The 16,705-nt window shown below is 73.8% G+C and carries 14 protein-coding genes; 6 read left to right on the top strand and 8 right to left on the bottom strand.

The genetic code is table 11. From position 1 onward, the window contains the following. Positions 1 to 78: 78 nt before the first annotated feature. Entirely contained in the window at positions 79 to 945 is an 867-nt protein-coding gene (locus tag ACYVLJ_RS15200) for a DMT family transporter (protein WP_460439056.1), read from the top strand. Between the two features lie 3 nt (positions 946 to 948). Here the strand turns inward: ACYVLJ_RS15200 and ACYVLJ_RS15195 are convergent, their stop codons facing one another. Together ACYVLJ_RS15195 and ACYVLJ_RS15190 are read right to left on the bottom strand one after the other, a co-directional pair. Next, entirely contained in the window at positions 949 to 1,521 is a 573-nt protein-coding gene (locus ACYVLJ_RS15195; protein ID WP_451973962.1) for a GNAT family N-acetyltransferase, read from the bottom strand. Continuing rightward, positions 1,518 to 2,030, bottom strand: a complete 513-nt coding sequence (locus ACYVLJ_RS15190) for a YbaK/EbsC family protein (protein WP_460439055.1) — start codon at positions 2,028 to 2,030, stop codon at positions 1,518 to 1,520. The genes ACYVLJ_RS15195 and ACYVLJ_RS15190 overlap by 4 nt, the downstream gene beginning before the upstream one ends. A gap of 555 nt (positions 2,031 to 2,585) precedes the next feature. On the opposite strand from ACYVLJ_RS15190, the gene ACYVLJ_RS15185 reads away from it, so the two are divergent. From ACYVLJ_RS15185 to ACYVLJ_RS15165, 5 genes are read left to right on the top strand one after another with little or no spacing between them, the layout of a single operon-like run. After that, positions 2,586 to 3,221 (top strand): SAV_6107 family HEPN domain-containing protein, encoded by a 636-nt coding sequence (locus ACYVLJ_RS15185; protein ID WP_460439054.1) that lies wholly within the window; start codon positions 2,586 to 2,588, stop codon positions 3,219 to 3,221. After that, positions 3,211 to 3,978, top strand: coding sequence for a maleylpyruvate isomerase family mycothiol-dependent enzyme (locus ACYVLJ_RS15180; RefSeq protein ID WP_451973956.1), 768 nt, complete (start codon positions 3,211 to 3,213; stop codon positions 3,976 to 3,978). The genes ACYVLJ_RS15185 and ACYVLJ_RS15180 overlap by 11 nt, the downstream gene beginning before the upstream one ends. Before the next feature lie 59 nt (positions 3,979 to 4,037). Further along, on the top strand, positions 4,038 to 4,769 hold the full coding sequence (locus ACYVLJ_RS15175; RefSeq protein WP_460439053.1) for a VOC family protein: 732 nt from the start codon (positions 4,038 to 4,040) through the stop codon (positions 4,767 to 4,769). 15 nt (positions 4,770 to 4,784) lie between these two features. Beyond that, positions 4,785 to 5,618, top strand: a complete 834-nt coding sequence (locus tag ACYVLJ_RS15170) for an alpha/beta fold hydrolase (RefSeq protein ID WP_460439052.1) — start codon at positions 4,785 to 4,787, stop codon at positions 5,616 to 5,618. A gap of 56 nt (positions 5,619 to 5,674) precedes the next feature. Then, positions 5,675 to 6,760, top strand: coding sequence for a GNAT family N-acetyltransferase (locus ACYVLJ_RS15165; RefSeq protein WP_460439051.1), 1,086 nt, complete (start codon positions 5,675 to 5,677; stop codon positions 6,758 to 6,760). 236 nt (positions 6,761 to 6,996) lie between these two features. Here the strand turns inward: ACYVLJ_RS15165 and def are convergent, their stop codons facing one another. The 6 genes from def to ACYVLJ_RS15135 are packed head-to-tail and all read right to left on the bottom strand — an operon-like array spanning position 6,997 to position 16,539. Beyond that, on the bottom strand, positions 6,997 to 7,497 hold the full coding sequence (gene def / locus ACYVLJ_RS15160) for a peptide deformylase (RefSeq protein WP_451973948.1): 501 nt from the start codon (positions 7,495 to 7,497) through the stop codon (positions 6,997 to 6,999). Between the two features lie 36 nt (positions 7,498 to 7,533). Then, a complete protein-coding gene (locus tag ACYVLJ_RS15155) occupies positions 7,534 to 12,198 on the bottom strand; it encodes a DEAD/DEAH box helicase (RefSeq protein ID WP_460439050.1) in 4,665 nt (1,554 codons plus the stop codon). After that, complete coding sequence (locus tag ACYVLJ_RS15150; protein ID WP_460439049.1) at positions 12,176 to 12,976, bottom strand: DeoR/GlpR family DNA-binding transcription regulator; 801 nt, start codon at positions 12,974 to 12,976, stop codon at positions 12,176 to 12,178. The genes ACYVLJ_RS15155 and ACYVLJ_RS15150 overlap by 23 nt, the downstream gene beginning before the upstream one ends. Then, complete coding sequence (locus tag ACYVLJ_RS15145; protein ID WP_460439048.1) at positions 12,948 to 14,267, bottom strand: MFS transporter; 1,320 nt, start codon at positions 14,265 to 14,267, stop codon at positions 12,948 to 12,950. The genes ACYVLJ_RS15150 and ACYVLJ_RS15145 overlap by 29 nt, the downstream gene beginning before the upstream one ends. After that, positions 14,264 to 15,292, bottom strand: a complete 1,029-nt coding sequence (gene pdxA, locus ACYVLJ_RS15140; protein ID WP_460439047.1) for a PdxA family dehydrogenase — start codon at positions 15,290 to 15,292, stop codon at positions 14,264 to 14,266. The genes ACYVLJ_RS15145 and pdxA overlap by 4 nt, the downstream gene beginning before the upstream one ends. Then, on the bottom strand, positions 15,289 to 16,539 hold the full coding sequence (locus ACYVLJ_RS15135) for a four-carbon acid sugar kinase family protein (protein WP_451973938.1): 1,251 nt from the start codon (positions 16,537 to 16,539) through the stop codon (positions 15,289 to 15,291). The genes pdxA and ACYVLJ_RS15135 overlap by 4 nt, the downstream gene beginning before the upstream one ends. Between the last annotated feature and the right edge of the window lie 166 nt (positions 16,540 to 16,705).

The raw sequence follows: 16,705 nt of genomic DNA, 5'->3' as shown, positions 1-16,705 counted from the left end.
GAGCGCCCGCGGCTGCCTTGTCTTGCGCACCGCCCCGCGTCGTCGATCTCCCGATCCCTTCGACGCAGGAGCGTTCCCTTGGTGTCCCTGCCCACGCGCGCCCGGTCTTCGGCCGCGCTCGTCCTCGCCGGTGTCCTGTGGGGCACCGGCGGTCTCGCCGGCTCGCTGCTCGGCCGGCTCGCCGACCTCCACCCGCTCACCGTCGCCGCCTACCGGTTGCTCGTCGGCGGCGGGATCGCGACCGCCGCGGTCCTCCTGACCGGCGGCACCGTCCCGCGGACCGCGCCGGCAGCCCGGCGGCTCCTCGCTGTGGGCGCGCTGTTCGCGCTGTTCCAGGCGAGCTACTTCGCCGCCGTCGCGCTCAGTTCGGTGAGCATCGCGACGATGACCACGATCGGCGCGTCCCCGGTGTTCGTCACCCTCGCCGCGGTGCGGAAGCCGGGCCGCTGGACGCTCGTCTCGATCGCGGGCACGCTCGCCGGGCTCGTCCTGCTCCGCTGGTCACCCGGGCAGCCCGGTCACCTGCTCGGCGGCCTCGGCTGCGCGCTGCTCGCGGCGGCCGGGTTCGCGACGCTGACGTTGCTCACCGCGAAACCCGTCCTGGACCCGCTGGCCACGACGGCGTTCGGCTGCCTGACCGGCGGCCTCCTGCTCACGCCCGCGGCGGGCTGGGCGGGCATGGCGCTGCCGCTGCACGCGGACGTCCTCGCGGTCGTCTGCTACCTCGGCGCGGTACCGACCGCTCTCGCCTACGCCGCGTACCTGCGCGGCCTGGCGACCGCGCACCCGGTGCTGGGCGCGCTGTCGGCGGTGCTCGAGCCGCTGACCGCGGCGGTGCTCTCCGCGCTGCTGTTCGGCGAGCGGCTGAGCGTCACGGCGTGGTGCGGTGCGGCCGTCCTGGTCGCGGCGCTGGCCGTGGGCTACTGGCGGCCCGAACGGCGCTGAGCGTCAGCGCCGGTCGAGCGGCAGGGCCCGCCCGAGGATCGCGAACGGGCGTGGATCGCCGGCGAAGTGGTAGTCGCGCAGGACGTCGACGAACCCGGTGCGCCGGTAGAGCTTCCACGCCCGGCTCGTGCCCTCGGGCGTCGACAGCAGGACGTTCGCGCTCGGCACGCCCTCCAGCAGGCCGCGCAGCAGGTCCTCGCCGATCTGGTGGCCCTGGTTCTCCGGCTTGACGTGGATCTCGGTCAGCTCGAAGTAGTCCGTCAGCCACCGCTCCGCCGCTTCGGGCCCGAAGCGGCGGCTCAGGCCGTGGCGGACCTGCTCGTGCCACCACTGCCCGGCCCGGCCGCGGTAGCCGTAGGCGAGCCCGAGCAGGACGTCGTCGGCGTCGAGCGCGGCCATGCAGCGCCAGCCCTCGCGCAGCGCGTGGGTGAGCCACATCGGGGCGCGCTGCTCGGCCGTGCCCGCCGGGTACCGCATCGCCCGGACGTAGATGTCCAGCGCCTCGGGCAGGCGCGAGCGGAACTCGTCCGTCGAGAGCTGGACGTAGCGGGAGCAGCCGGCGGGCATCGCGGTCACAGCGGTCCATCTTCCTCCGCGCCGTCGAGCGCACCCGGGGTGCCCCCGGTCAACGCCACGAGGTCCGCGAAGGTCGTGGGGTAGACGGCCTTGGGGTGCCCGGCGGCGGCCCAGACGACGTCGTGCCCGCGCAGCGCGGTGTCGACGAGCGTCGGCAGCCGCGACGGGTGCCCGGTGGGTGCGACGCCGCCGATCGGCTGCCCGGTGTGCGCCCGCACGAAATCGGCGTCGGCCTTGCCGATTTCGCCTCCGGCCAGCCGCTCGAGGATGGCCGGATCCGCGCGGTGGGCCCCCGAGGTGAGCGCGAGGAGCGCGTTTTTGTCGGACCCCAGGCGGAAGATGAGGCTGTTGGCGATGGCCCCCACGGGCACGCCGAGCGCCTCGGCCGCCTGAGCGGCGGTCCGGACCTCGGCGGGCAGAACGCGGATGCCTTCGGCGGCGGCGTGCTGCCCGGCCTCGGCCAGCGCGGCCGCCACCTTGGCGACGGCGGGGTGGTCCAGCGAACTCATGAACCTATGAGATCACGCCACCGACCTGGTGTCCCGCGGGATTCCACCCCCGGGGTTGAGCGGACGCCCGGTCCGGGGTTACTCTGGAAATTGTTCGAACAGACGTTCGACACTGGTGAGCGCGCACCGGTCAGGTGCCCGGCGGCGGGACGGGGGAAGCGTCTCGGCGCCGGGCGCTCGATCGGGCTCACAACGCGCAGGAGGAGGGTCGTCATGTCCGTCCCGGTCGTGTCCCCCGCGGACCCCGGGCAGCCGCAGCTGCCCATGCCGCTGCGCCCACCGGCCACCGGCCGATCCCCGCTGCGCTCGTCACCCCAGTCATCCCCCTCGGGCGCGGCCTGCACGGAGCCCCGCAGGCGCCGCCGCCCGGCGGACGCCACCCAGCCCGAACTGCCGATGACGCCGCCCGTTGACGCTGGTCAGCCGGAGTTGCCTGTGGTCTCGCGCGCTGCCGAGGTGCCCGCGGCCGTGCAGCCCGAGCTGTCCGCGGCGCCGCGTTCGGCTGCCGAACTGCCTGTGGTGCCGCGTCCCACTGCCGCTCGGCCCGAACCGCCGATGACTCCGCGCTCTGCCGACGCTGCCTCTCGGCAGCTCGAGCCGCCCGCGGCCGTGCAGCCCGAGCTGCCCGCGGCGCCGCGCCCGGCCGCTGTCGACCTGCCTCTGGTGCCCCCGGTCGTCGTGTCGTCCGCGGCCGAAGGGCACCCCGAGGTGCCGGTGCAACGCTCGACCGACGCGTCGCCGGCCGCCGAGTCAGACTCCGAGCAGTCCCAGCTGCCCATGGCGCTGCGCCCTCCCGCCCCGCCGGCGGCGGCCGGCCTGCTCACCCAAGCCCGCCGCGGGCTCGCCGAAGCCGAGCGCGAAACCGATCCCGTCGAGCAGTTCGTCGGTGCCTACCTCGCCGCCCTGCGGGCGGCCGCCGCCGTGCTCGCCGCCCGGGGCCGGCCGCACCGGGGGCGTGCGCGGCCGGCCAGCACCTGGGTGCTGCTCGACTCCGTCGCTCCCGAGCTGCGGGAGTGGTCTGCCTTCTTCGCGAGCAACTCGGCCGCGCGCGCCGCCGCGCAGGCCGGGATCACCGGCAAGGTCAGCGCGGAGTCGGCCGCCCAGCTGGTGCGCGCCGCGACGCCGTTCCTCGAACTGGTCCGCCGCCTCGTGCACGGCCTCCCGATCACCGGGGAAGCCCATGTCGCGTGAGCACGGCCTGGTCGACCAAGGGCGGCTGCTCACGGCGCTGGGGATCGAGGGCCGCGTGCTGGTCGAGGCCGTGCGCGCGGCGCCGGTCGAAGCGCCGGTGCCCGCCTGCCCGGGCTGGACGCTCGCCGAAGTCGCCCGGCACGTCGGCAGCCTCTACCGGATGGTGCGGCGCCGGCTGGCCGAAGGCCGGAACCCCGAAGACTGGCCGCGCGACCCCGAACCGGGCCAGGGCCTGGGCGAGTACCTGGAGACCGGCCTCGCCGAACTGCTCGACGAGCTGGCCGCGCACGACCCGGAGGAGCGCGCCGACACCTGGTGGCCCGCCGACCCGACGTACGGGTTCTGGCGGCGGCGGATGCTGCACGAGACGCTCGTCCACCGCGTCGACGTCGAGCAGGCGGCGGGCACGCCCGGGCGCGGCATCGCCGAAGACCTGGCACTCGACGGCATCGACGAGGCGCTGACCCTCTGGTTCGGCCAGAAGCTGCCGATGCTCGGGTTGACCGGCACGAAGGCCGGCTCGGTCGGCGTGCGCGCCGGCGGGCACAGCTGGATCGCGCGGGCCGGGCCCGAGGTGACGGAGGCCTGGCGCTGTTCGGCCGAGGAGGCCGAGGCCGCGGACGACGTCGTCACGGCCGAACCCGGGCGAATCTACCTGTGGCTCTGGGGCCGGGCGTCCCTGACCTCGGTGACCGTGCGGGGCGTGCACGACCAGGCGGCGCAGCTCTGGGCGCTGCTGCGGCTCGCGACCCGATGACTCCGGCCGGTGGGGAAGCCGAACCGGAACTGTCGGCGGGGGCGGCTAGCCTGCGGCGCATGAACACGCGCCTGGTGAACCTGGTGATCGACGCGGCGCGGCCGAGGGTCCTGGCGGGCTTCTGGGCCGCGCTGCTCGGCTGGCGCGTCGCCATCGAGGAACCGGGCGAGGTCGACGTGCGCGCTCCGGAGACCGACGGCTGGGACCTGGACCTCGTCTTCGTGCCGGTGCCCGAGCCGAAGGAGGGGAAGAACCGGATCCACCTGGACCTGGCGAGCCGCACGCCGGCGCACCAGGCCGAACTGGTGGAGCGCGCCCTGGAGCTGGGCGGAAGCCGGGTCGACCTCGGGCAGGGCGACGTGCCGTGGGTCGTGCTGGCGGATCCCGAGGGCAACGAGTTCTGCGTCCTCGAGCCCCGCGAGCGGTACGCGGAGACGGGCGCGGTGGCCGCGATCGTCGTCGACACCCACGAGCCGGAACGCCTGGCCGGCTTCTGGGCACGGATCACGGGCCGACCGATCGGCAGCCGGGAGGGCGACGTCGTGGTGGGGCTGCGCGCGCCGTCAGGCCGGGGGCCGTGGCTGGAGTTCCTGCGCAACGACGACGTCAAGCGCGTCAAGAACCGGGTGCACCTGGACGTGGCGCCGCCGGCGGGCACCGAGCACGCGGCGGCGGTGTTCGAGGTCGTGGCGGCGGGTGCGGCGCCGGCCGACCTCGGCGGCCCGGACCTGCCGTGGCGCGTGCTGATGGACCCGGAGGGCAACGAGTTCTGCGTGCTGACCCCGCGCTGACCTAGCGTGGGGATCATGGAGACCTTCGAGTGGCGCGGAAGGCGGATCGCCTGGGTGCGCGCCGGATCCGGGCCGGCGGTGGTGTTCTGCCACGGCACGCCGTGGTCGTCGTGGTTGTGGCGGCCCTTTGCCGAGGCGCTGAGCGGCGACTTCACCGTGTACCTCTGGGACATGCCCGGCTACGGCCGCTCTTCGAAGGACCCGGACCACCCGGTCGACTTCGGGGTGCAGGCGGAGGCGTTCCAGGCCCTCCTCACCCACTGGGACCTCGACCGGCCGCACGTCGTCGCCCACGACTACGGCGGCGCGGTGTCGCTGCGCGCCCACCTGGTCCACGGCGTGCCGTACGCGTCGCTGCTGATGGCCGACGTCGTCGCCATCCCGCCGTCGGGCTCGCCGTTCTTCCGGCTGGTCAAGGACCACCCGGACGTGCTCGCCCAGGTGCCGCCGTACATCCACGAAGCGCTGGTCAGGGCCTACATCGGCAACGCGAGCTTCCGTGAACTGCGGGAGGCCGACCTGGCGGAACTCACCGCGCCGTGGCTCGGGGAGGAGGGCCGGCCGGCGTTCTACCGCCAGATCGCCGCGTACGACGAGGGCTACCTGGCCGAGAACGAGGAGCGGCTCGGCCGGCTCGACCTGCCGGTGCACGTCCTGTGGGGCACCGAGGACACCTGGATCCCGCAGGTGACCGGCGAGCGGCTCGCGGCCGGCATCCGCGGCGCCAAGTTCACCCCGGTGCGCGAGGCCGGCCACCTGATCCAGCTGGACGCCCCGGTGAGGCTGGCGGCCGAGCTGCGGTCGTGGCTGGGTGTTTCGCCGGGGTTGCCGGGCCGCCCGGAACGCTGACCTGCACGAAACACCGGCGTCCTGGGGCGGCAACAACCGCGCGGGACCGTGACGGCATGGAGCGAACCAGAGCGTCGAACGTCGCGAAGCCGCTCGCCGGGACGGCCGTGGTGGAGGAAGCCGCGCCGTCCGCGTGGCGGGTGCGCGTCCGGATGCACGACCACCCGGGCACGCTGGCCCGGATCGCGATCCGGCTGGCCGACCTGGAGTGCAACATCCTCGGCCTGACCGTGCTGCCGGTGCCGGGCGGCGTGCTCGACGAGATCGTCCTGCGCCCGGCGACCGGCCTGCCCCGGCGGCTCCTCGCCGACGCCATCCGCGAGGAGGGCTGCGAATGCACCGCGATCGTCGACGCGGACGTCCACGAGCTGGTCGACCCGTCGTCGTCGACGCTGCTCGCGGCCCGCCGCGCGATCGACGACCCCGCGCGGCTCGCCGAGGTCCTGAAGGACGTGCTGGCCGCGGACCTCGTCACGCTCGTCCCGGTGACGGAGGCGAACCCGGCCCGCACGGAAAGCGGGCACCGGGCGGTGTTCGAGCTGGACAACGCCACGGCGCTGGTGGCGCGCCGCCAGTGGGCGCCGTTCGTGCAGCTGGAACTCACGCGCGCCGAGGCATTGGTGACGTTGCTGGCCGCGGCGGCCAGCAACGTCGCGGGCCCGGTGGTGCTGAACCGCCCGGACGGCGCGGCGATCGTCCTGCGCAAGGGTGTCCCGGCGGACGCCGACGCGGTCTCCGAACTGCACCGCCGCTGCTCGACCGCGACGCTCTTCCGGCGCTACCACACGGGAGTCCGGACGGTCCCGCGCCGCTGGCTGCACCGGTTGCTGGTGCCCCCGCGCGGAACGAGCGTGCTGGCGGTCTTCGGCCGCGAGGTGATCGGCCTGGCCCAGCTGATCCCGGCGGCGGCCGAGAAGGCGGAGATCTCCCTCCTGGTGGAGGACGACTGGCAGCGCCAGGGCGTCGGCACGGCCCTGCTGGCCAGGCTGGCGGTGCTGGCGGAGGCGCAGGGCATCACGGAGCTGAGGGCGGACTGCCTCCCCGGCGACGACGCACTGCCGCGCACCGCGGCCCGCGCGGGCCTGCACACGGAACACCCCACTGAGGACGGCACCCAGCTGCGCATGTTCCTGCACGGCTGAGCAGGCGAGCGGCCGCACTTCGCCCGAGCTGGGTTCGACGGCCGGTGCCGCGGCCCGTGCGCGGCGGGTCGCAGCTGGGCGGGGCCGGCTTTCCTTCGCTTCGGCGGCCGGTGAGCGGTGGCTGCTCGTGCGAGTTGTCCGGCACCGGGCGGGGCGTCCGCTCGCAGCCGGTAGTGGCCGCACGCGTCGGCGGAGCTTCGGCTCGGCTTTGGGCTGCTCGCGGGCGGCTCAGCTGGTCAGCGCCGCCAGAACCAGTCCTTTTCGCGGGCTTGGCGCATTGCCGTTTTCTTGCGCTCGGCGGTGAGGCGGTCGAGGTAGAGCACGCCGTCCAAGTGGTCGGTTTCGTGCTGGAGGCACTGGGCCAGCACGTCCTCGCCTTCCACCTCGATCGGCTCGTTGTGGATGTCGACGCCTCGGACTTTCGCGTGCTTCGCTCGCTTCGTCGGGAACCACAGCTCCGGCACCGACAGGCAGCCCTCGTCGATCTCGTGGGTTTCCTCGGACAGCTCGACGATCTCCGGGTTGATCACGTAGCCCGTGAGGCCGGCGACGTCGTAGCTGAAGATGCGGAGCCCGACCCCGATCTGCGGTGCGGCCAGCCCGGCGCGGCCCGCGGGTTTCACCGAGTCGACCAGGTCCCGCGCGAGCGCCTCGAGCTTCGCGTCGAACACGGTGACCGGGTCGCAGACGGACTTGAGGATCGGGTCCCCGAAATAGCGCAGTTCGCGCATGGCCATGAGCAGAACATCCTTCGTGCGTGTCGGACTGGCAGCTTAGGCCCGCAGCCGCAGACCCGACGGCGTGGCCCGGAAACCGGCTTCCCGCAGGACCTCCGCCAGTTCCGACGTCAGCGCCTGCTCGCCGTCCGCGCGCTGGACCGCCAGCTGGCCCAGCCAGCCCTCCCGCACCGCCGCCGACAGCGCCTGGGCCGCGTCCGACAAGGGTTGCCGTTCCTCCGTGAAGCTCAGCAGGGACCGGCCTCCTCGCTCGACGTACAGCGCCGGGACGCCGTCCACCAGCACCGCGAGCGCGCCGGCCTTGCGGGCCGGGCGGTGCTTCGTGTCGCCCGTCGCGGCCGGCCAGGGGAGCGCCGCGCCGTACGGCTGGGCCGGGTCCGCCGCCGCCAGCACCACCGCGCGGCCGGGTGCCGGACGGCCCGGGCCCGACAGCGCGCGCAGCCGGTCGACCGCGCCCTTCGCCGCGAACTGGGCCGCGCCCAGCCCTTCGACGACGTAGCCGCGGATCACCTGGCCGGTGTCCTCCATCCCGCGGAGCACCTTGTAGATCCCGGAAAACCCGCCGGTGACGCGTTCGGTGTCGAGCGCGCCGCGCGTCAGGACGCCGTGGCGTTCCAGGAACGCCTCGGTCCGCGCGTGGGCCCGCCGGGTCGCGTCCGTTTCGCGGTTCGGGGTCAGCGCCCAGCGGCCGGCGACCGTCGGCGGCCCCGACCGCGAAGGCATCTGCGGACGGCCCGCGCGCAGCCGCGCGTACCGGCCGCGCGGTGCCTGGCGACGCGGTTTGTGCGCGCCGTGCCCGGCGACCTGGGCCCGCAACGGTCCCAGCGTGTCGCCCGTGACCAGCCCGGCCCACACCAGGTCCCACAGCGCCGCCACCACTTCGGCGTCGTTCGGTGCCTTCTCCACCAGGACGGTCGCGCGGTCCACCAGCTGCCGGAAGAACAGCGCGCCACCCTCCAAAGTGGACACGATCGCGTCGTGCAGCGGGCCGGTCGGGATGTCCTCGACGACTTCGGGCAGCAGCAGGTCGGCGACGTCCGTCGGCGCGAGCGCGATCCAGCCGTCGCCACCGGACAGCGCGCCGCAGCCCGCCCAGGTGACTTCGCCCGCCGTCGTCAGCTCGTCGAGCAACGCGGGGGAGTAGCCCGGCAGCCGGCCGGGCAGGATCAGCGACTCCACCGCGCTCGCCGGCAGCGGCGCCCCGGCGAGCTGCTCGACCACCGACAGCACGTCGTCGGCCGTCGGCGCCGCCCGGACGCGGCCGCCGAACCCGTGCCACGCCGGCAAGAACCGGCCCAGTGCCGCCGGTTCGACCGGTTCGACCTCGGCCCGCAGCTTCGCCAGCGATGCCCGCCGCAGCCGGCGAAGCACCGCCGAATCGCAGTACTCGATGCCGACTCCGTGGGTGTCGGGGTGCCCGACCGGGCTCAGCTCGCCGCGCACGAGACGGCCTTCGCCGGTCATCCGGTCGAGGACGCCGGTGACGACGGCCAGGCCCAGCCCGAACCGCTTTGCCGCATCCGCCGCCGCGAACGGCCCGCGGCTGCGGGCGTAGCGCGACAGCAGGTCGCCGAGCGGGTCGGCGACCGGTTCGGTGAACGCCTCGGGCACGCCGACCGGCAGCGCGGTGCCCAGCGCGTCGCGCACCTTGCCCGCGGCTTCGATCGCTTCGAACCGTTCCTCGCCGCCGATCCGCACCCGGATCGCTCGCCGCGCCGCTTCCAGCTCGGTGAGCCACTCGGCCCGGATCCCGCGTTCGGCGGCTTCTTCGACGGTCAGGTCGCCGAGGAACCGCAGCAGGTCCGCGGCGTCCTCCGCCGACCGTGCGTGCCGGTCGGGTTCGAGCCGCTGCAGCGACCGTTCCACTTCGCGCACGGCTTCCGGGTCGAGCAGCTCGCGGATCGCCTCGGTGCCCAGGAGTTCGGCCAGCAGCGCCGAATCCAGCGACAGCGCGGCCGCGCGGCGCTCGGCCAGCGGTGCGTCGGTCTCGTACAGGAACATCCCGACGTAGCCGAAGAGCAGGCTGCGCGCGAACGGCGACGCGGCCGGCGTCTCGACCTCGACCAGCCGGACCTTGCGGGCCCGGACGTCGGCCATCAGCTCTCGCAGCCCGCCCACGTCGTAGACGTCCTGCAGGACCTCTCGCATCGCCTCCAGCACGACCGGGAACCGCTCGTACTTCGCCGCGACCGAGAGCAGCTGCGACGCGCGTTGCCGTTGCTGCCACAGGGGAGTCCGGCGCGGCGGGTCCCGGCGCTGCAGCAGCCGCGACCGCGCCGCGCACTCCCGGAACCGCGCCGCGAACACGGCCGAGCCGCCGACTTCGGCGACGATCAGCTGCTCGACCTCTTCGGGGTCGAGCAGGATGTCGTCCGCGCCGATGGTCACGTCCGCGCCCTCGGCGTCGAGCGCGTCCGGCAGCCGCAGCACGATGCCGTCGTCGGAGTGCGCGACCTGCGCGTCGACCCCGCGGTTCTCGCGCAGCCGCGCGGCGATGGCCAGCGCCCACGGCGCGTTCACCTGCGCGCCGAACGGCGAGTGCACGACGATCCGCCAGTCGCCCAGCTCGTCGCGGTAGCGCTCCAGCAGGATCGTCCGGTCGTTCGGGACGTGCCGCGTGGCTTCCTTCTGCTCGGCCAGGTACTGCAGGAGGTTGTCGCACGCCCGCTCGTCCAGCCCCGCCGCGGTGGCCCGCTCACGGGCCTTGTCCGCGTCCGAAGTGGACAGTTCGCGGACGAACTTCCCCAGCGCCCGGCCGAGTTCCAGCGGACGGCCCGGCGCGTCGCCCTTCCAGAACGGCATCCGTGCCGGTTCGCCCGGCGCGGGCACCACGATGACGCGGTCGTGCGTGATGTCGGTGATCCGCCACGACGAGGTGCCCAGCAGGATGGTGTCGCCGACGCGCGACTCGTACACCATCTCCTCGTCGAACTCGCCGACGCGCGAACCGGGCTTGTCGTCCGCGCCCGGGGTCATCACCGTGAACAGGCCGCGGTCGGGGATCGTGCCGCCGGAGGTGACGGCCAGCCGCTGCGAGCCGGGCCGCCCGCGCAGCTCGCCGCTGATCCGGTCCCACGTGATCCGCGCGCGCAGTTCGCCGAACTCCTCGCTCGGGTAGCGGCCGGCGAGCATGTCGAGCACCGCGTGCAGCGCGTCGTCCGGCAGCGACGCGAACGGCGCCGCCCGCCGCACCAGCGACGCGAGGTCCGGCACCGTCCACGGTTCGAGGGCCACCATCGCGACCACGTGCTGCGCCAGCACGTCGAGGGGGTTGCGGGGGTAGCGGACCGCCTCGATCGCGCCGGTCGCCATCCGTTCCGCGACCACCGCGCAGGAGACGAGGTCGCCGCGGAACTTGGGGAACATCACCCCGGACGACACCGCGCCGACCTGGTGCCCGGCGCGGCCGACGCGCTGCAGCCCGGACGCCACCGTCGGCGGCGCCTCGATCTGCACGACCAGGTCGACCGCGCCCATGTCGATGCCCAGCTCCAGCGACGACGTCGCCACCACGCACGGCAGCCGACCGGACTTCAGGTCCTCTTCGACGTGGGTACGCTGCTCCCGGGACATCGACCCGTGGTGCGCCCGCGCGATCACCGGCGGCGCGCCGGTGGTGACCCCGGACTGGCCGACGGCCTCGGCCGGGAACGCGTCCGCGGGCGTGAGCTCCGTCTGCTCGGCGGCCAGCTCGTTGAGCCGGGCCGTCATCCGCTCGGTGAGCCGGCGCGAGTTGGCGAACACGATGGTCGACCGGTGGGCCTGGATCAGGCTCAGCACCCGCTCCTCGACCGCCGGCCAGATCGACGGCCGCTGCACGGGGTTGCCGGCGATCTCCTCCAGCGTGCCCAGCCCGCCCGGCGCGATGTCGCCCGGCGGGAACGCGTCGGTCATCGACTCCAGGGCGTCGAGCGGGCTCGGCGCCGGGCCCTCGCGCGGCGCGTCGAGGTTGCCCATGTCCTCGACCGGGACCTCGACGCGCACCTCGATGGTCTTCGCGAGCTTCGGCTGGACCACCCGCACCGGGCGGCCGCCGGCCAGGAACGCGCTCACCTCGTCGATCGGGCGGACCGTCGCCGACAGCCCGATCCGCTGCGCCGGCTTGGGCAGCAGCGAGTCCAGCCGCTCCAGCGACAGCGCGAGGTGCGCCCCGCGCTTGCCGCCCGCGACCGCGTGCACCTCGTCGACGATCACGGTCTCGACGCCGCGCAGCGACTCCCGCGCCGACGACGTGAGGATCAGGAACAGCGACTCCGGCGTCGTCACCAGCACGTCCGGCGGGGTCTTGGTGAAGGACCGGCGCTCGGCCGCGGTGGTGTCGCCGGTGCGCATGCCCACTTCGATCCCCGGCACCGGCAGCCCGAGCCGCCTGCTGGCCTGCGAAATGCCGGCGAGCGGCGCCCGGAGGTTGCGCTGGACGTCGACCGCCAGGGCCTTCAGCGGGGAGACGTAGAGGATCCGGCAGCGTTTGGTGGCCTCCGCCGGCGGCGGTTCCACCGAGAGCCGGTCCAGCGCCCAGAGGAACGCGGACAGCGTCTTGCCGGAGCCGGTCGGCGCGACGACGAGGGCGTGCTCGCCCGCGTGCGCCGCCCGCCAGGCCCCTTCCTGCGCCGCGGTGGGCGCGGCGAAGGCCCCCGCGAACCAGTCCCGGGTCGCGGGGGAGAAGAGGTCGAGCACGTCACCTGCCACGTCGTCCATCATGCGCGGCACCACCGACAGTTTCGGGCTCGCCCGCCAGGATCACGCTCTGAGCGAACTCCGGGTACGTCACGTCGACCTTCGGCTCGTCCGTGATCAGCCGGTAGTCGCGGTCGAGTGGCGCCCAGTAGGAAAACGGGGCCTGGCCCAGCTTGGAGTGGTCGGCCAGCACGTACGCCTCCGCGCCCGCGTGCAGCATCGCGTGCTTGACCACCGACTGCTCGAGTGAGGGACAGCACAGGCCCCGGTCCGCCACCAGGCCGTCCGCGCCCAGGAACACCCGGTCGGGTGAGATGTGCCGCAGCTGCGCCAGCACGGTCTCGCCGAGGATGGCTTCGTTCGGGTGCCGCAGCCGCCCGCCGAGGACGATCAGGTCGATCCCGTCGAAGCCGGCCAGTTCGCGGATGGCGTTGACGCCGTTGGTGACCACGGTCAGCCCCTCGCGGTGGGCGAGGTGCCGGGCGAGCCGCCCGGTGGTCGTGCCCGCGTCGAGCAGCACGACCTCGCCGTCCCGCACCAGGGCGGCGGCTTCACGCGCGATGGCGTCCTTCGCCGTCGCGTGCTCGCGGTCCTTCTCGCGGGGACTCCGCTCGGTGTCGAGCGCGCCGCCGTAGGTGCGGACGACGTGCCCGGCGCCGGCGAGCGACGCGAGGTCGCGCCGGATCGTCGACTCGGACACGCCGAACTCCTCGGCCAGCTCGGCGATGCCCCCCGAGCCGTCGCGGACGGCTTCGAGCAGCATCGCCCGCCGGTCACGGGTTCCTGGTCGCGGCTGGGACATGCGCCGAGTCTTCCACGTGGGCGGGCTTCAGCCCGAAGAACGCCAGGCCGGCGGCCACGGCGAGGAACGCGGCCAGGACGACGAACCCGGTGGTCGCGCTGCCGGTGACGTCGGTGAGCCAGCCGACCAGGTAGGGCCCGGCGAACCCGCCGAGGTTGCCGAGCGCGTTGATCAGGCCCATCGCGACGGCGACGACCTCGATGCCGAGGATCCGGCTGGGGATCGCCCAGAACGGCCCGTACGGCATGTAGACGCCGGCCGCGACGACGCAGAGCAGCACCAGCCGGACCACCGGTGGCCAGTGCACGAGGTTGCCCAGCAGCAACCCGGCGATCGCGACGACCAGCGGCACGGTGACCGCGAGCCGCCGGTTGCCGGTGCGGTCCGACCAGTGCGCGCACGCGACCATCCCGGCCAGGGCGAGGACGTACGGCACGGCCGACAGGAACCCGACGGCCGTCGCCGAACCCCCGGTCATGGTCTTCACGACCGACGGCAACCACAGCGAAAACCCGTAGAACCCGGTGATCCAGAAGAAGTAGACGCCGATCAGCAGCAGCACCTGCCGGTTCGCCAGTGCCTGCCGGTAGCCCGCTTTTCGGGGGCCAGAGGCGAAGCCTCGGTTGTCACGGCCCTGCTTCGCGAACGCGGGCTTCGCCTCTTCTTCGGCCTTCAGCGTGGTTTCGAGGTACTCGCGTTCCTCGGCGGAGATCCAGCGGGCCCGGGCCGGCCGGTCGGCGACCGCGAACCACCAGACGACCGCCCACAGCAGCGGCGGCAGGCCCTGGAGCACGAACACCCAGCGCCACGACATGTGGTCGAGCATCAGCCCGGACAGCGGCGACATGACGATCGCCGAGATCGGCAGGCAGGTCATCCACAGCGCGTTCGCCCGCGCGCGTTCGGCCTGCGGGAACCACGACGCCAGCAGGATCAGCACGGCGGGCCAGACCCCGCCCTCGAACAGCCCGAGCAGCAACCGCGCCAGGTACAGCTGGGTTTCGTTCTGCACCAGGCCGCACAGCACGGCCGCGACCGCCCACGCGACCATGAGGACCAGCACCGTCTTGCGGGCGCTCCACTTCACCGCGAGCACCGCGGCCGGGATCTGCAGCACGAGGTAGCCGACGAAGAAGATGCCGCTCGCCAGGCCCTTGGCGCTGGCGGACAACGGGAAGTCGTCGCCGATGTAGGGCAGGATCACCGCGACGTTCGTGCGGTCGAGGTAGGCCAGCATGTACATGACCACCGCGACCGGGATGACGTACGCCCAGCGCTTGCGGGGGATCATCGGACGGCCGGCGGGTAGATGGCGGGCAGCTTCCGCGCGTACGGCGCCAGTGTCGCCGCGGCCTTGAACGCCGCGCGCATCGTGCCGTGCGACGCCCGGCCGGTGCCGGCGATGTCGAACGCCGTGCCGTGGTCGACCGACGTGCGCAGGATCGGCAGGCCGACCGTCACCGAGACCGTGCCGTCGAAGTCGTACGTCTTCGACGCGATGTGCCCCTGGTCGTGGTAGAGCGAGAGGACGCCGTCGAACCGGCCCTGGATCCCTTGGTGGAACACGGAATCCGCCGGGATCGGGCCGACCACGTCGAGCCCGGCGGCCCGTGCCGCGGCCACCGCGGGCGCGATCGCGACGATCTCCTCGTCGCCGAACTTGCCGTTCTCGCCGCCGTGCGGGTTCAGCGCCGCCACGGCCAGTCTCGGTTTTTCGGTGCCGAACACCTCGAGCGCGGTGTACGCCTCACGGATCGCGTGCTCGATGTTCTCCCGGGTGATCTGGTCGATCGCTTCACGCAGCGAAAGGTGCCGCGTGGCGAAGAAGATCTTCAGCCCGGACACCCAGAACATCGTGTTGAACCGGGTCGAGCCGGTCAGCTCGCCGAGCATCTCGGTGTGCCCGAGGTGCCGGGAGCCGGCCGCCCAGATCGCCTCCTTGTTGATCGGCGCGGTGACGACCGCGTCGACCTCGCCGGCCAGCGCGAGCCGGGTGGCCACCTCGATCGCGCCGACCGCCGCCGCGCCCGCGGTCGCGTTCACCTCGCCCCACGGCAGGTCTTCCTTGACCACGCCGAGGTTGAGCACGTCGATCACGCCGGTGGTGAAGCGCGCGTCGGCGACCGTGGCGATCGGGTTGACCTCCAGGTGCAGGCCCAGGTGCCGGACGAGCCGTTCCAGCACGATCGCGTCGCCGACCGCGACGCCGCGCGCCAGCTGCAGGGACTCGGGTTCGGCCAGCGTCTTCAGGGTGATCTCGGGGCCGATGCCGACGGGGTCGCCGAGGGTGACGGCGAGGACGGGGAGGTCGCTCACGGGTTCTTCCTTCCGGTGGCCAGGACGTGGTTGAGGTGTTCCAGGCAGGCGACGGCCGCGTCCCGCCCGCCGATCAGCCCGCCCTTCGTGGCGAAGGGCAGCCCGGCGTGCGGGCCGCCGGAAAGCCGCCCGGCGACCGCCAGGGGCAGCACTTCGGCGTCGATCTCGAAGCCTTCGGCCCCGAGTGCCTTCGTGATCTCGACGGCGATGTCGCCGCCGGTGGCGTAGAGCCCGCCGATCCGGTGCGCGCCGAGCACCAGCCGGGCCGCCTCGCCGAGCGCCGGCGGGATCCGCGCCGCGACGCCCGGGTCCACCGGCGTGCCGGGGGCGGGTGCGCGAGTCCGGATCCCCACCACGCGGTGCCCGGACTCGAGCAGCTTTCCGGCCTCGGCCGCGATGGCGGGCGGGTCCGGGTGCGCCGGATCGACGTCGACGTACCGCGCGTCGAGCACCAGCTCGGTTTCCAGCAGCTGTTCGTGGGTTTGCGCGGTGATGCTGCCGACCACGGCGAGCACCGGCGGGACGGTGCCGTGCCCGGGCGCGAGCCCGAGCGCGGCGGCCAGGCGGACGCCGAACGGCCCGGAGTCCACCGAGACCCACCGCGTGCCCTCGGCCGCGAGCCGGGCCGCGGCCTTGGCGACGGTGGTCAGGTGCCGGTTCGTCGTGGCGTCGCAGACGACGATCCCGGCCGGGCGCCGCAACGCCGCCTCGACCGCATCCACGCCTTCTTCGACCACGTCCAGCGGCAGTTCGCCGATCTCCCGGCCGGTGGGGTGCAGCAGCGTGCGGATGCGTGACGACTTCACCGGTGCCAGCGGGTCCCGCGCCGCCGGGCTTTCGGCCAGGGGCACGCCGTCGACCAGGTGCAGGCCGCCGAGGGTGACCCGGCCGGCGTCCGGGAACGCGGGCACGACCAGGGCCCGTGCGTCCGGCGCCGACGCCAGCACGGCCTCGGTCTCCACGCCGACGTTGCCGCGCAGCGTCGTGTCCACCCGTTTCACCGTGAGCTCGACGGGCCCGACGAGCTCCACGACGTCGCGCACCGCCTGCGCGGCGTGTGGTGGGGAAGCGTGCCGGGTACCCAGGTTCACCACGAGCGCTTCGATCCCGCAGTCCGCACGGAAGCACGGAGCGTCCGGTCCGAGTGGCGCGTTGACGGAAACCGCGCGCAGCCCGAAGCGGGCGTACAGCGCTCCGGTCGCGTTGCTGCCGGTCAAGTCGTCCCCGAGGACGAGCAACTTCGGCATCGACCGCTCCTTTGCGCGTTTCGTGCAACTCGGTTGACCGAACTGCGCAACTATCGTGCCTCGTGATCGACCTCTCCGTCAAGGAGCGGTCACTTTCGCGGGTCCGCACGCACGGTGACCGCGCACATGGCAGCATCACGGCGAACGCCGCCACGGCGTGGTTGTG

The organism is Amycolatopsis stemonae, from assembly GCF_054781455.1.
Note: the sequence above shows the minus strand (reverse complement) of the source record. Positions and strands in the feature narration are given on the sequence as shown.